Here is a 16175-nt window from a genome sequence, read left to right as displayed (position 1 = left end):
ATGATGAGTTATTTTTTAACATTTGATTTAGATTTTAACTACTTTATTGATAAAGATCTTTTAATATATAAAAGGAATAAAAAAATAAAAGAGTATAGACATAATTACTCTATAAATATGAGAAAATGTGATATCAATTCAACAGATAAAGATATTGATTTCATTAATAATAATTACATATCTAATTATGACGATCATCATAATGTTCATAAATTCTGCTGTAATGCAAAAGAATGTGATATAGCATACTTATCTATGATTAATGAGCAATTTCATGTGTTATTTGACGATATTGATAGAGCTGAGCATATGTTTAAATGCTTGGGTTATTCAGTTGAAATAAATAATAAAGATTTATCAATGTTAATTTTTTCACTGTATGAAAATCTTGAAAAAATAAATAATGAAAAAGAATGCAGGATTTTACAATCAGAAATAAATTCTGAAATAAAAAATTTAATAAATAACTTATATTTAAAATTTTCCGAACAAAATTATAAAATAGCAATAGAAATCTGGCAAAAAGCATTTTTTTTAAAAAAATTCTCTCATAAAATTATAAGAAAAATTAGATTTATAAATCATAATAATGAATAATAAAAATTTAAAAATTAATCAAAAGAGTGAAGACTCTCTAAGAGTTGTTGGTATAGATCTTGGGACAACTAATTCTTTAATATCTATTTGTTTGCCTTTTAACGATGAATCAAGCGAATCAACATATAATGATGATAATGAGCAAGATTACGTTATAAACTATGATGTAGAAATTATGGATGATGAATATCAAGATGTAGAATTGAGAAATAAAGTAGAAATAATAGCAAAATGCTCATCCTCTGTTTATTATACTCAAAATGGAAAAATAATTGTTGGAGAAGAAGCTGAAAAAGAAGAATCTTGTTTAAGATCAATAAAAAGATTGATGGGTTTAGGTTTAAAAGATATTACTGCAAATGATAGTAATTATACTAAAAATAATAAATATCGCGAATTTAATATAGATTTTAACTTATCAAATGAATCAATTATATATATTTTATGTAGTGATCATAAATCACGTACTCCGATAGAAATATCATCAGATATACTTAAATATTTAAAAGAACAAGCAGAAACAAAATTAAAAATGAAGCTAGATAATGCTGTTATAACGGTTCCTGCTTATTTTGATGATGCAGCGCGATCAGCAACCAGAGTTGCAGCATATATGGCAGGATTTAATGTATTAAGACTTATTAATGAACCTACATCTGCTGCAATAGCTTATGGTAGTTTAGATAAAAAAAATTGTGATGGTAAATATTTTTTAGTTTATGATTTAGGAGGTGGAACTTTTGATGTCTCTATTGTAAAATCTCAATATGGAGTTTTGGAAGTATTTGCAACAGGAGGAATAAGAGATCTTGGTGGTAATGATTTTGATAAAGCATTAGCTGATCATTATAAGATTAATAATTTACAACTTGCAAGATCTATCAGAGAATGGCTATCTGAAAATGATTCCTTTGAATTTAAAGATATTTTAAAATTTAATGATACAAAAAGTATAAGTAGTACAAGAAGTATTACGGAAATATTAAATAATCTAAAAAAACAAAAAGAAATATTACCTATAATAAAAAAATCTGATTTAGAAGAAATATGTATTGAAATAGTACAAAAAACAATACGTATAATGCAATCTGTTATAGATGATGCTAAAATTGATATAAATGATATTGAAGAAATAATTTTAGTTGGAGGCACAACAAGAATGCCTATGATAAAAAAAATAATAAGTGATTCTTTCTTTAAAAAACTTAAAAATAATATCAATCCTGATGATGTGGTTGCTATAGGTGCTGGCATTCAAGCAGGAGCACTAAGTGTTAATTCAGGTATTTTATTACTTGATGTAAATCCATTAACATTAGGTATTGAAGTTGCAAATGGATGTGTTGATCAAATTATTCCAAGAAATACACCAATTCCATCTATAATTAAAAAATCTTTTGGTTTATATGAAGATAATCAAGAATTAGTAAAAATTCATGTTGTACAAGGAGAATCTGATTTAGTAAAAGAATGTCGTTCTTTAGCAAAATTTTCATTCAAATGCTCTGAAGGTTGTTCAAAAGAAAATGATAGAATAGAAATAACATTTTGCTTAGATGTTAATGGAATTCTGACAGTTACAGCACAAGAAAGAAAAAATGGTATACCATGGGGACAAATCAAAGAGATAACCATAAAACCATCTTATGGTCTTGATTCCGAAATAATAGATAATTTATTAAAAAATAAAAATATAAATAATAATGATATATTATTTTAAAATTTTATATAATTAAATATATAAGTATATAATTAATCTCAGTATTATATTAAAGTATAGTATATTATATAAAAACTAAAATAGATATATTATTATATTATAATATAAGATAATATTTTTATTATTTAAATTTTATTTAATTATTAATTACTAATTATTATTTTTCGATTTTTTAATTGATAAAATCAGTTATAGATACCCAAGAAATCTGTCTTCTATATTTTATATCATTATATTGATGATTACTGAAATAACGATAACTAAAAAAATTATCTGGATTAGAGTATGTATCAATTGGATATAATGCTATAGATTTTATATCATATTCTAATAACTTTTGCTTACAATATCCAGGTAAATCAAATAAATACTTAATATTTTCTTTTCTTATTATTTTTTGATTTTTTTTTAAAAAATCTATATTATCTTTTTGATTTTCTAGATATTTTCTAGAAAGTTTAAAGAAAATTATATTTTTTTTGTTAATATCTAATACTTCTGTATAAAATTTATAATCAACTTCATATGAATTCTGCTGTATGCAAGGACCTATAAAAGCTGATATTTCTTTCATATTTGCACCATTATCCTTCATTTTTTCTAATGAATTTTTAATAATATTATTAATTGCACCTCTCCATCCAGCATGAACTACAGATACTACTTTATTATTTTTATCAATTAATATTATTGGAATACAATCAGCGGTTTTAATAGCTAGTATAATATTAGTTTCTCTAGTTATTAAAGAATCAGCTTTAATATTTCGAATCCTTTCAGGAGATATATTCTTATCATTTATAACAATTGGTATATTAGTATGTGATTGATTGAGAAGAAAAAAAGGTAATTTTTTATATTCTATTCCATTTTTTGTTTTTTCTGATATTTCTATATAATATGGAAAATCATAAAATGATAATAAACTATTATTTATCGCATGTGTTATAGCATTTGAAATATTTAGATATTTACTTTGTATATCTGTACTTATATTATTAAAATTATTGTTTTTAATGTTAAAATTTACTGATAAAGCAAATTTATTTAAAAATCCATAAAATATTTCGTTATTAATCATATATTAATATTGTATAGTTTGTATACTTATATATCTTTTACTTATATATCTTTTATATATATTTTTATGTAATAATAAAAATAGTTAAAATTATTCTATAATAATATAACTTTATTTAAATAAATCATTAATTAATCTATTTCTAGAAAAATTTGCGTTTTTTTCTAGAGCAAATGCAACTTTAAATATTATGTCTTCTTGACAATAATTACCAATAACTTGTAATCCTAAAGGTAACTGTTCCTTTTCAGATAAACCACATGGAACAGATATTGCAGGTAATCCTGCTAAAGATGTTGGAACTGTAAATGCATCATTCATATAAATAGTAGCAGGATTATCTTGATTTTCTCCTAAACTATAAGCTGGTGTTGGGGCTGTAGGTGTTAATATTGCATCAACAACTTCAAAAGCATTTTTAAAATCTTGGGCAATTATATGACGAACTTTTTGTGCTTGACCATAATACTTATCGTAAGTTCCAGCAGATAATACATATGTTCCTATCATAATTCTTCTTTTTACCTCATTTCCAAAAAATTGGCTTCTTGTTTCAGCTACCATTTCATTAAAAGTTTGTCCAGAACGAGTTGCTCTTTCACCATATCTGATACCATCATATCTTGCTAAATTAGATGATGCTTCAGCAGGAGCTATAACATAATAAACAGATATTCCAACACTAGTATTAGGTAAATTAATTGGAACAATCTCAGCACCTTCTTCTTTTAACCAATCTTCAGCTTTTTCCCACATTCTAATTATATCTTCACTCATTCCTGCTATTTTATAATCAGAAGGAATTCCTATTTTTAAACCCCTTATACTACAATTACTCTTTAAAACATCAGTACATCTAGTTGATTCAAAATTTAGTGAAGTTTGATCTTTTTCATCATAACCAGTAATAACATCTAGAATTAATGCAGCATCTAATACAGATCTAGTAAGAACTCCTGCTTGATCTAATGAACTAGCAAATGCAATCATCCCCCAACGTGAACATCTTCCATAAGTTGGTTTAACACCAACTAATCCTGAAAAAGCAGCAGGTTGTCGAACAGATCCTCCAGTATCACTTCCCAAAGCTGCCATACATTGATAAGAAGCCACTGCTGCAGCTGAACCACCTGAAGATCCACCTGGAACAATTTTTTTATCAGGGAATTGAGAATTTTTCCACGGACTTATTACAGGACCAAAATAACTGTATGAATTATCAGATCCCATTGCAAATTCATCCATATTAGTTTTTCCAAATGGAATTGCACCAGATTTTTTGAGCTTATAAGTAACAGTAGATTCATATGGTGATCTGAAATTTCTCAACATAGCAGATCCAGCAGTTGTCAATTCATTTTGAGTGCAGAATAAATCTTTAATTGCAATAGGAATTCCTTCTAGCAAATTAATTTCATCACTATCTTTTCTCAATCTATTATCAGATTCAATGGCAGAAGCTCTTATAGCATCATAATCAATTGTAATAAAGGCATTCATATATTTAAACTTTTCAGCTAAGGAAATATATGCTTCTGCTAAATCAGATGCAGAAATTTCTCTACTTCTTAAAAGTTCACTTACTTCTGAAATGCTTAAAAAAATGTAATCATTCATATATACTTTATATTTTAAACTATCAAATTAATTAATAATATCTGAAATAATTAAAGCTGAAAAGCTTAAAAATCACTTACATATTCAGCATCCTAACAGAAATTATAGCAAAATGACAATCATTTAATACAATAGAATTATTAAACAATTATCAGAACATTTGATAGTAAAACAGTATATTCTTTATTAATATTAGATATTAATACCGTTAATAAGGTATACAGCTATTGAATTTTATTTCATATATATAAAAATATATTATTTTAATTAACAAAGCTGAATACCCCTAGGAGAAGGAAAAGATTTTAGAAATCCATATCACCCATACCTCCCATACCTCCCATACCACCACCTGGCATTGATGGAGTATGTTTTTCCTCTGGAAGATCAACAATAGCACCCTCAGTAGTTAATAATGATATTGCTACAGATCCAGCACTTTCTAAAGCAACGCGAACTACTTTTGCTGGGTCTATTATTCCTTCATTAGCACTTACATATTGCATTTTACGAGCATCATATAGCATATTGCTATCCCCCTTTTCTAATAACTTATCAGCAATAGATGCACTATTTTCTATTCCTGCATTTGTAAGAATACGTAATATTGGAGCACGTAAAGCTTTTTTTACAACTCTTATACCAGCTTCTTCTGCGGGATTAGCAGCTTTGATAGAATCTAAAGCTTTTGATGCATATAGAAGTGTGACACCTCCACCAGCAACTATACCTTCTTCAATAGCAGCTCTTGTTGCATTTTTAGCATCATCAACGCGATCTTTCTTTTCTTTAACTTCAACTTCTGTTGTTCCTCCAACTTTCACAACAGCAACACCTCCTGCTAATTTTGCTAATCTCTCTTCTAGTTTTTCTTTATCATAGTCTGATGTGCTTTCTTGGATTTGATGACGTATTTGAGCACAACGTTTAGCAACAGCATCTTTTGTTGTATTAGCATTTCCAACAACTATTGTTGTGTTATCTTTTGAAATAGTAACTTTTTGAGCTGTACCTAAATGTTCTAATGTAGTATTTTTTAAAGTACGACCAACTTCTTCGCTAACTAGTTGAGCGCCAACTAATATTGCTATGTCCTCTTGCATTGCTTTGCGTCTATCTCCGAATCCTGGAGCTTTAACAGCAGCTACTTTTAATCCACCACGAAGTTTATTAATAACTAAGGTTGCAAGCGCATCTCCATCAACATCTTCAGCTATAATGAGTAACTGACGTCCAGATTGTACCACACCTTCTAAGAGAGGCAATATGTCTTGAATATTACTGATCTTTTTTTCAACAAGAAGAATTAATGGTCTCTCCATTTCAACTGTCATTTTTTCTGAATTAGTAACAAAGTATGGAGAAAGATATCCTCTATCAAAGTGCATACCTTCTACAACTTCTAATTCCATCTCATTACCTTTAGCTTCTTCTACTGTAACAACCCCGTCGTTACCAACTTTTTCAAATGCAGATGCTAAAATATTTCCTATTTCTTGATCTCCATTTGCTGATATAGTTGCAACTTTTACTATATCGGAGGAATCACTTGCTTTTCTTGATATTGATTTTATATACTCTATTGCTGATTTTATTCCTTTATCTATACCTTTTGCAATATCTACTGGACTAACTCCACTTGAAACTGCTTTAAATCCTTCAGCAGCCATAGCACCAGCTAAAACAGTAGCAGTTGTTGTTCCATCACCTGCTGTATCATTTGCTTTACTTGCTGCAGCTTTTACAATTTGAATTCCTATATTTTCTAATCTGTTTTTAGATTCAACTGATTTTGCAACTGTTACTCCATCTTTTGTTACTTTTGGTTGACCAAATTTTGAATCAAGAGCAACACACATGCCACTTGGTCCTAAAGTGACTTCGACGATAGAACATAAGCGATTAACACCATTCATAATTTGTTTTCTTGCTTCATTTCCTGAAACGATTTCTTTTCCTGACATATAAATTTTTTATTATAAAAATTGTTAAATTTATTAAATTTTTGTTTATTATTGTTTTATAATTTGTATATTTTATTTTATACTAAAACGAAAAGTGAATATTATACTAATTTAGCAAGAACATCACTTTCTTTGATGATGAGATATTCTTCACCATCAAATTTAATTTCTGTTCCTCCCCATTTAGCAAAAATTATTTGATCACCTATCTTTACATCAAGAGGTATAACTTTTCCATCTTTATCTCTTACTCCAGAGCCCACTGCAATTACAGTACCCTGAATTGGTTTATCTTTTGCGCTTTCTGGTAAAAGAATACCTCCTGGTGTTTTGTCTTCACCATCCTTTTTCTTGACAACAATTTTATCATGCATAGGCATAATTTTATTTTTATCAGTCATAGTACTTTACATTCAATTAATGGTTAAATAAATTTCTATATTATTTTGTATTTCAACTAAAGAAAGTTTTTAATTTTTTTTAAATAAAATGTTTTAAATAAAAATGTTTTGATGTTATTACAATTTATAATATTGTGACAGCATCAGCCACACAATATCTATATATGAATGCTATTATTGATTTTCAAGTGGGTAATTAAATAAAAAATTAAAAAATTATTATGAATTTTATATCAAGTAAATTTGTAAAAAAAATAGCAAAAAACTTATTTTATATAATGTTTAAGCCACTTTTTCTCGATAAAATTTATTTAATTATTCAAAGTTTGTATTTTAAATTACAAAAAGTGATGATGGTATCAGTTCCTGTAATATCCATAGGTAATATTGAAATGGGAGGAACTGGAAAGACCCCTTTAGTAGAAGCAATGGCGAAAAGAATCTCAAAAGATGGATATAAAGTTGCTATACTTTCGCGTGGATATGGCAGAAAACAAAATATTTTTAAAAATATTTTTAAGAAAGAAGATGTTATTATAGTTGATTACAATAAACATACCGCAGAAGAAGTTGGGGATGAACCATTATTATTAAGTAAAGCAACAAAAGCAAAAGTATATGTTGCTAATAACAGAGTATTGGCAGCAAAAACAGCAATGGAAGACGGATGTGATATTATATTGATGGATGATGGACATCAGAATTTCAAGATACAAAAGGATTTTTCTATAATTGTTACTAGTGCTCTTGATTTAAAGCATGATCCTTCTTTATATAAAACAATTCCGTTTGGTAGACTACGTGAAGACTGGGAAAATGCGTTAGATCGTACTGAAGCTATTGTTATTGTAGGATATGATAAATCAATGCTTGAATCTCATTATTATTACAATTACACTAGTCGCGTGGCACCAGATGTTAAAATATTTAAAATATTAGCTGAGACAAAAAATCAAGAAAATTATACAGGAAAAAAATTCTTAGCTTTTACTGGAATTGGTCAACCAGAGAAATTCTTCTTTACTTTGAAACAATGTGGAGCAATAATAGTTGAAAAGCATGTTTTTAATGATCATCACAGATATAAAGAAAAAGAAGTGATAAGTCTTATTCAGAGAGCTAAAGAACTTGAAGTTGATCTTGTAACAACATCTAAAGATTATATAAAAATCTCACAATATAATAATCAATATGATAATATATATCATAATATATATCAGCTTGAAATAAGCTATAATGAACCACAAGTTGATAGATTATATAATTTTGTATTTGATCATCTTATAGCCAATCGTATACTTGATGTTAATAAAAGAATTTACCTTACTTTATAGTAATAAGGCATAATACTCAACTTATCTTAAAAAGTAATAAGAAATAAAGTAATTTTTCAAAAATCATAAAATATAATAGCATTTAAATAATACTAGCGTATATTATAAATTATAAATAATAATTAATCTTATTTAATAAAATATTACTCATACTTTTTACATATGCCTCCAATTGTCGGTGTTATTTTAATGGTTATCGTTATAATTTTCTCTATATTTGATCCTAATGGATCTTCTCATAATGCTTTTTTACATTATAAAGAGTATCTAATTGTTATTGGAATGATGTTAGGATATTTTTTTATAAGTAACCCAATATTATTACAAAAGGAATTAATTAAAAAGATTATATTTTATTCTAATAAAAAAAATCTTTCTAAAGAAAGTTATACATCATTATTGATGACATTACTTGATTTTCTGCGTTTTTCTCAAGCAAATACTCATCAAGATATAGAAAGACATATAGAAAACATTGCAGATAGTCCTATTCTAAAAACTAATAATTTATTAATAAAAAATAAGTTAGCACAAACATTCTTCTGCGATTATTTTCGTTTGATAGTGATTGGTTTTGACAATGTATATGAAATAGATTACATGATGTCAGATCGTATTAATGAAATAAAAACACATAATGATCGTCTTTCAGGTGTGATCAATAAAATGGCTGATGCTTTGCCAGGAATTGGTCTTATAGCTGCGATATTAGGTATGATTATTGCTTTATCATCAGCAGGAGATGAAGCACCTATCTTAGCGGCTAAAATAGCTAGTGCAATGGTTGGAACATTTCTTGGTATTTTTATGTCTTACTCTATTTTTTCCCCTTTAAATAATTATCTAGAAAATGTTATGGATGTTGAAATAAAAATTATAGAATGCCTAAAAGCCGCAATATTAGCTTATGTAAAGGGTCATCCTCCATCAATATGTATAGAATTTGCAAGACAAGTTATTCCATCTTATATACAACCTTCATTTCATGAGATAGAATTAGCTGCGGATAGGAAAAAATAATAATTATTATAATTTTTATTAAATTACTTTATAATTCATAAATTAAATTCAAAATCTTATTATTTTTTATTATACTTTATTAAAAATATTTTCTTAAAAAGAATTACAAAAATTATTTCATTGATATTATGATATAAATAATATAAATAAATGAAATTGTTAACTTTACAATAGTATATTTATGAAAACAAAAGAAAAAAGAACTTCTGGATACCAATATAATTTCAGTAAATATAGCCATGGACATGCCCATAGTAAAAAACATCAAGGTGGTGCTTGGAAAGTAGCGTATGCTGATTTTATAACGGCAATGATGGCTCTTTTTATGCTTTTATGGTTATTAAATTCAACACCATCAAATAAATTAAAAAAAATAGCAGAATATTTCAAACCTGGTTTTTATGGTAATGATGAAAAAGAAAACAAAACTGGAAAATTAGAAAATGAGAAAGCTATTGATAATAAAGTTGAAAAAAATTTTGATAATCCATCTGATAAAGAACATATAGGTATATCATCAAATTTGGAAAGTTTAAGAGAAGATATAAAACAAAGTCTTGGTGCTGATGATAAGGAGTATTCTGCAAATAATTCCGTAACTTTTGTTAAAATGCCTAATGGTCTGGCAATATATATGAGTGATTCTGGGAATTCAACTATATTTGAAAAAGGTGAGGCAAAATTAACATCTTTTGGGTCTTATTTATTGACTAATATTGCTAAAAAAATTCGATATACAAATATGTATGTCTGTATAGATGGATTTAGTGGTAAAAGTATTGATCTATCACTAAATGATTATGGTAAATGGGAATTATCTTTTGATAGAGCTAATAATGTACGAAAATTTCTTATAAACAATGGGTTGAGTATAGATAATTTTTATAGAATTAGTGGATATGGTGATAATGACCCAGAAAAAGATAATGATTCTTCATTATCTCCGAATCAAAAAAAGATTGGTATTATACTTATTGGACGAGATACAGTTAATAAAAAGAAAACTTTTAATCCTAATGATCAACTTTAAATAAAATATAAAATTATTTAAATAGAATATAAGAATATAAGAAAGGATAAAAAATTATAGAAATAAATATAATAAATAAATAATAAACGAATAATAAAGGTAATTAAATTAATTATTTATTAATATTAAGTTTTTTTTTAATTTAGTATAGATTAATACTAATATTTATTTTACAAAATTTTAGTTTGCATTGCAAAAACAATTATTATTTTGTTAGTGAGATTATATCAATTGAGTTAAATGAATTGTTTATAATCAACTTTAAAAATAACGATATGCATGTTATTGTTAAATATAACAAATTAAATAAATAGTTGTATTTAAGACGTTAAATGATTTCACATTTTTTTTTAAAGAGACCAATATTAGCTTCAGTAATATCTATCATTATAACTATGATAGGATTAGTTGCTATGAAAATATCAGCAGTTGAACAATACCCTCAGATATTACCAACAGATATTATTGTTAGTGCAAATTATCCATCAGCTAGTCCTGATGTTATTGCAACTACTGTTGCTGCGCCACTTGAACAAAAGATCAATGGAGTTGAGAATATGATATATATGAAATCTTCAAGTACTAGCAGTGGTAATCTGACAATTACAGCTACATTTGATGTAAATACTAATCCTTCTCAAGCTGAAATAGATGTTAATAATAGAGTTCAATCTGTGATGGCACAGCTTCCAGAGGAAGTAAAAAAACAAGGAATAGTTGTAACAAGAAAATCCAGTGTGATATTACAGGTTGTTACTGTATCATCAACAAATTCATTATATGATCAACTTTTTGTTAGTAATTATGCTTCTGTTAATATTATAGATACTTTGAAGAGAATTGAGGGAGTTGGTGATGCTTCTTTGTTTATTGGGCAAGCAAGTTATGTAATGAGAATTTGGATAAAACCAGATAAATTAAAATCTAATGAACTGACAGTTAGTGAAATTATATCTGCTATTCGTGAACAGAATTCTCAATATGCAATAGGAAAATTTGGTGATCAACCTAGTGATTATGCATATGAAATTACTTATAATGCTATAACAAATAGTAGATTTAGTACAGTAAAAGAGTTTGAAGATATAATTTTGAAAACTAATAAGAAAAACGGTTCTATTTTAAGATTGAAAGATGTAGCAAAAATTGAACTTGGAACTCAAAATTATAATTTCTCTTCAACTTATGATAAAAAACCATCAGCTGCTATTAGTGTATTTTTAAGATCTGGAGCTAATGCAATAGAAACTGCTGATTTAGTAAGACAAGAATTAGATCGTCTTTCAAAAACATTTCCTGAAGGTATAGAATGTACAATTCCTTTTGATACAACAAAATTTGTAAAAGCTTCAATGCGTGAAGTTTCTCATACTTTTATTGAGGCAATTATTTTAGTTATGGTAGTAATATATTTATTTCTTCAAAGTATTAGAGCTTCAATAATTCCATTAATAGCAATTCCTGTATCTCTGATAGGAACATTTTCTTTTATGTATTTATTTAATTTTAGTATAAATCTATTTACATTATTTGGTTTAATACTTGCTATAGGAATTGTTGTTGATGATGCAATTGTTGTAATAGAGAATGTCGAAAGAATCATGACAACTGAGAAATTATCACCATATAAAGCAACTTATAAAGCTATGTCAGAAGTTACTGGTCCTATTATAGCTATAGTGCTTGCTTTATCAGCTGTGTTTATACCAGTAAGTTTTATAGGTGGAATGACTGGAATAATATATAAACAATTTGCAATAACAATCGTTATTTCGATAGTATTATCTGGAATTGTGGCATTAACTCTTACACCTGTTCTCTGTGTAAAAATTTTTGAAAATAATCATGAAAGTGAAAAAAATAAAAGTGAAAAAATAAACTTTTTTCATAAATTTAATGATATTTTTGATAAAAGTACAAAACAATACTTAAAAGGAGTAAAATTCTTTTTAAATCATCCTAAATTATCTTGGAGTATAACATTTTCTTGTATTATTCTAACTGTCTTTTTATTTAAAAGTCTTCCTAAAAGTCTTGTTCCTGATGAAGATCAAGGATATATAATATCATCTATTTTTACTATGCCAGGTACAAGTTTTTTAAAAACTGATGGTATTGTTAAAAACTTTATTAATGATATATCAAATGAATATGCAATAGAACATACTGTTGCTCTCAGTGGATATGATGTTTTAAGCTCTGCTTTAAAAAATAGCTCAGGATGCGTTTTTATTACGTTAAAAGATTGGTCTATGAGAAAAAAGTATACTGATGATTCTCGTTTTTTATCAAGGAAATTAATGGGATTAGGAATGACTAAATATCAGGACTCACTAATTATGTCATTTAATCCTCCACCAATTATAGGAATGAGTACAACTGGAGGATTTGAAGCATATTTACAATATAGAGGAGAATCTAAAAATTTTGCTATTAATTTACAACAAAAAACACAAGAAGTTATTGAAGCTGCGAAAAAACATCCAGCACTAACTGGATTACAAACAACTCTTAGTATTAATTCTCCACAATATTATATTAGTGTAAATAGAGAAAAGGCAAAATTAATGGGTGTTAATATAAAAAGTATTTATGATGCATTGCAAGGTATTATAGGTAATTTATATGTTAACGATTTTACAATGTTTGGGCGTAATTATAATGTATTTATTCAAGGAGATTCTAAATCTAGGGGAACACCAGAAGAAATAAACGATATATATGTTAGATCGGATAAAAATAAGTTCTTACCTATAAAATCTTTTTTAAATATCACTAATATAATAGGACCTGATATAATAGATCGATTCAATATATTCCCTGCTGCTAAAATCATAGGTAGTCCTGCTCCTGGATATAGTTCTGGTGATGCATTAAATGCTTTAGAAGAAATCATTTCAAGTATTTTATCAAATGATTATACTTTAGCTTGGAGTGGATCTGCATATCAAGAAAGAGAAGCATCTGGTCATAGTTCAACAGCATTTGCTTTTGGAATAATAGCTGTATTTTTAATTTTAGCTTCGCTATATGAAATGTGGTCACTACCATTAGCAGTTGTAATATCAGTTCCATTTGCAATTCTAGGAGCTGTCATTGCAACAAAATTGAGAGGATTAAACAATGATATATATTTTCAAGTAGGAATTGTTACATTGATAGGATTATCTGCGAAAAATGCAATACTTATAGTTGAATTTGCTATAACAGAAGTTAAATCCGGTCTTAGTACATATGATGCAGCTATAAAAGCTGCAGAATTAAGATTTAGACCAATTATTATGACATCATTGGCTTTTATCTTAGGATGTTTACCTTTAGTTTTCAGTACAGGTTGTAGTTCAGCAAGTCGTCATGCTATTGGAACTGGAGTAGTGGGAGGAATGCTTTTTTCAACTTTAATAGCTCCTTTCTTTGTACCATTATTCTTTAAAACTATTATAGATCTCACTAAATTTAATTTTACAAATCCTAAAAAAATTGAAGATAATTAAAAAAAATACAAAATATAATTAAATAATATTCTAATAAATATTCTAATATTCATGTACCATATAAATATATCACATAAATCGTAAATATGAATTTTAATAAAAAAATAAAACTATTAAAAATCTCATTATTATCATCTTTAATTATAATATCTAGTGGATGTAATAGAGATTTAAATTATAAAAGACCTTCTTTTGATTTACCAGAAAATAATACTTCTATTAAGAATAATAATTTATCCGATAAATCAATTGTAAATTCATTAAATAATAATATCTTTCAAATAATATATTCAAATACAAATTATCAGTTTAAAAATAATAATTCTTATAATAATGAAAATGATTATAATAATCACAAAATAAATCATACATTATATTTAGATAATTCTTGGTGGAAGTATTTTTATGATAAAAATTTAAATTATTTAATAAATTACAGTTTAGAAAATAATTATGATTTATTAAATGCTAAATATAATTTAGATCAAGCTAAATTAATAGCAAAAATCCAGGAAAAATCTCTACTTCCTTCATTAAATGTTGATGCTATTTTATCCCGTGGTACAAATAAAGCTTATGACGAAATATTAAATAATAGTTCAATTGATTTTTCATTGAATTATCAGCTAGATGTGTGGGGAAAACTAAATGCAGTTAGTAAATCAAAACAAGCAAAAATGATGCAAACTGCTGAAGTTAAAGAAACAGTAAAATTAACAGTGATAACATCAATTATAAATAGTTATTTTGATTTATATAGAGATCAAAATATTTTACAATATCAACTTTATAATTTGATAATTCAAGAAAAACTCAAAGATCTTGTTGAAAAATCTGTTAATATTGGAAAAATTGATATTTCTTATCTTAATACATCTGAAAAACTGATTTCAGAAGCTGAAATAAGATTGCAAAATGCTAATAATCAACTATGTAATACTAGGAATAAATTACTTACATTACTTAGTTTATCTCCAAAAACATTAGTAATAGAAATAAACTATAATAAAGATATTACATTAGATGATATATCTCATTTAATATTAAATAATAAGAAAAAGTGGATTATATTTGATTTACCAAATGAAATACCAACTAATTTATTAGAACAAAGACCAGATATTAAAGCAGCTGAATATGATTTGATTTCTGCGCATGCGGATATATTAAAAGCAAGAGCTGAATTTTTTCCTGATATTAATATTTCTACAACTATTGGATTAACAAATGATAAATTTTCAGAAATATTTAATAATATGCATAGACAATGGGGAATTGCATCATCATTAGTAGGAAATATTTTTAATTTTGGGAAAAATATTGATATTTTACAATTAAGTAAATTAGAAAAAGAAAAAAAATTAGTACAATATCAAAAAACAGTAATAATTGCTTTTGCTGAATTATCAAATTCTTTAAATATGTATAATAATGCAAAAAAATCATTTCTAAATGCTAAAAATTATTATGAATTACAGTTAGAAAATGCAAAATTACAAGAAATACGATATAATACTGGCTCAATACCTTTGCAAGACTATTTAAAAGAATTACAGACAACAATATCTGCATTATCTAAAGCAGAATCTGCATATAATGATTTGAATTATTCATTAATTTTAGTAATAAAATCAATTGGTATAAAAACACAATAAATAAATAAAAATAATAATTATATAGTTAAAATTTTTAATAAAATAAATAAATAAAAATAATAATTATATAGTTAAATTATTTTAAAAAAATGTTTTTTATCTATAAAACAAAGTATAATTATATTAGGTAGATATTAAATAAGGATTATAATTTTTTTTAGAGATAGATTTATAATTATTGCAAAATATAAACAATATAAACAATATTAACACATATTTTATTAATTATATTTTTATATAAATTCTGTATTATTTTTACTAT

At 26.0% G+C, this 16175-nt stretch carries 11 protein-coding genes; 7 read left to right on the top strand and 4 right to left on the bottom strand.

Features of this window, described 5'->3' with window-relative positions; translation table 11 throughout:
• Window positions 1-3 precede the first annotated feature (3 nt).
• Both Lyticum_RS02265 and Lyticum_RS02260 read left to right on the top strand, forming a co-directional pair.
• Window positions 4-597 (top strand): iron-sulfur cluster co-chaperone HscB C-terminal domain-containing protein, encoded by a 594-nt coding sequence (locus Lyticum_RS02265; RefSeq protein ID WP_322498716.1) that lies wholly within the window; start codon window positions 4-6, stop codon window positions 595-597.
• On the top strand, window positions 590-2317 hold the full coding sequence (locus tag Lyticum_RS02260) for an Hsp70 family protein (RefSeq protein WP_322498715.1): 1728 nt from the start codon (window positions 590-592) through the stop codon (window positions 2315-2317). The genes Lyticum_RS02265 and Lyticum_RS02260 overlap by 8 nt, the downstream gene beginning before the upstream one ends.
• 172 nt (window positions 2318-2489) lie before the next feature.
• Here Lyticum_RS02260 and pgeF read toward each other — a convergent pair whose 3' ends face one another.
• The 4 genes from pgeF to Lyticum_RS02240 form a co-directional block, all read right to left on the bottom strand.
• Complete coding sequence (gene pgeF, locus Lyticum_RS02255) at window positions 2490-3398, bottom strand: peptidoglycan editing factor PgeF (protein ID WP_322498714.1); 909 nt, start codon at window positions 3396-3398, stop codon at window positions 2490-2492.
• A 111-nt stretch (window positions 3399-3509) separates the two neighbouring features.
• On the bottom strand, window positions 3510-5015 hold the full coding sequence (gene gatA / locus Lyticum_RS02250; RefSeq protein WP_322498713.1) for an Asp-tRNA(Asn)/Glu-tRNA(Gln) amidotransferase subunit GatA: 1506 nt from the start codon (window positions 5013-5015) through the stop codon (window positions 3510-3512).
• A 305-nt stretch (window positions 5016-5320) separates the two neighbouring features.
• The gene (groL, locus tag Lyticum_RS02245; RefSeq protein ID WP_322498712.1) at window positions 5321-6979 is read right to left on the bottom strand and encodes a chaperonin GroEL; all 1659 of its coding nucleotides are present in this window, start codon (window positions 6977-6979) and stop codon (window positions 5321-5323) included.
• 101 nt (window positions 6980-7080) lie between these two features.
• Window positions 7081-7380 (bottom strand): co-chaperone GroES, encoded by a 300-nt coding sequence (locus Lyticum_RS02240; protein ID WP_322498711.1) that lies wholly within the window; start codon window positions 7378-7380, stop codon window positions 7081-7083.
• Window positions 7381-7601: 221 nt separating this feature from the next.
• Between Lyticum_RS02240 and lpxK the strand changes: the two genes are divergently transcribed.
• The 5 genes from lpxK to Lyticum_RS02215 all read left to right on the top strand — a co-directional run bounded on the left by lpxK (window position 7602) and on the right by Lyticum_RS02215 (window position 15913).
• A complete protein-coding gene (lpxK, locus tag Lyticum_RS02235) occupies window positions 7602-8714 on the top strand; it encodes a tetraacyldisaccharide 4'-kinase (RefSeq protein ID WP_322498710.1) in 1113 nt (370 codons plus the stop codon).
• 162 nt (window positions 8715-8876) lie between these two features.
• Window positions 8877-9734 (top strand): MotA/TolQ/ExbB proton channel family protein, encoded by an 858-nt coding sequence (locus Lyticum_RS02230; protein WP_322498709.1) that lies wholly within the window; start codon window positions 8877-8879, stop codon window positions 9732-9734.
• Between the two features lie 181 nt (window positions 9735-9915).
• Window positions 9916-10764 carry a flagellar motor protein MotB gene (locus tag Lyticum_RS02225; RefSeq protein ID WP_322498708.1) on the top strand — a complete coding sequence of 283 codons (849 nt, stop codon included), beginning with the start codon at window positions 9916-9918 and terminating at the stop codon, window positions 10762-10764.
• A gap of 332 nt (window positions 10765-11096) precedes the next feature.
• Window positions 11097-14258, top strand: coding sequence for an efflux RND transporter permease subunit (locus Lyticum_RS02220; protein ID WP_322498707.1), 3162 nt, complete (start codon window positions 11097-11099; stop codon window positions 14256-14258).
• An 86-nt stretch (window positions 14259-14344) separates the two neighbouring features.
• Window positions 14345-15913, top strand: coding sequence for a TolC family protein (locus Lyticum_RS02215; RefSeq protein ID WP_322498706.1), 1569 nt, complete (start codon window positions 14345-14347; stop codon window positions 15911-15913).
• Window positions 15914-16175 lie beyond the last annotated feature (262 nt).

The sequence above is a fragment of the Lyticum sinuosum genome (genome assembly GCF_034471385.1).
In the GTDB taxonomy this organism is placed as follows: Bacteria; Pseudomonadota; Alphaproteobacteria; order Rickettsiales; family Midichloriaceae; genus Lyticum; species Lyticum sinuosum.
This window is presented reverse-complemented; position numbering and strand designations above follow the sequence as displayed.

What these genes read in the sequence shown, in the direction of transcription:
- Lyticum_RS02230 (WP_322498709.1), top strand. Translation starts at nt 8,877, where the DNA reads ATGCCTCCAATTGTCGGTGTTATTTTAATGGTTATCGTTATAATTTTC.
- pgeF (WP_322498714.1), bottom strand. Translation starts at nt 3,398, where the DNA reads ATGATTAATAACGAAATATTTTATGGATTTTTAAATAAATTTGCTTTA.
- gatA (WP_322498713.1), bottom strand. Translation starts at nt 5,015, where the DNA reads ATGAATGATTACATTTTTTTAAGCATTTCAGAAGTAAGTGAACTTTTA.
- Lyticum_RS02220 (WP_322498707.1), top strand. Translation starts at nt 11,097, where the DNA reads ATGATTTCACATTTTTTTTTAAAGAGACCAATATTAGCTTCAGTAATA.
- lpxK (WP_322498710.1), top strand. Translation starts at nt 7,602, where the DNA reads ATGAATTTTATATCAAGTAAATTTGTAAAAAAAATAGCAAAAAACTTA.
- Lyticum_RS02265 (WP_322498716.1), top strand. Translation starts at nt 4, where the DNA reads ATGAGTTATTTTTTAACATTTGATTTAGATTTTAACTACTTTATTGAT.
- Lyticum_RS02225 (WP_322498708.1), top strand. Translation starts at nt 9,916, where the DNA reads ATGAAAACAAAAGAAAAAAGAACTTCTGGATACCAATATAATTTCAGT.
- Lyticum_RS02260 (WP_322498715.1), top strand. Translation starts at nt 590, where the DNA reads ATGAATAATAAAAATTTAAAAATTAATCAAAAGAGTGAAGACTCTCTA.
- Lyticum_RS02215 (WP_322498706.1), top strand. Translation starts at nt 14,345, where the DNA reads ATGAATTTTAATAAAAAAATAAAACTATTAAAAATCTCATTATTATCA.
- Lyticum_RS02240 (WP_322498711.1), bottom strand. Translation starts at nt 7,380, where the DNA reads ATGACTGATAAAAATAAAATTATGCCTATGCATGATAAAATTGTTGTC.
- groL (WP_322498712.1), bottom strand. Translation starts at nt 6,979, where the DNA reads ATGTCAGGAAAAGAAATCGTTTCAGGAAATGAAGCAAGAAAACAAATT.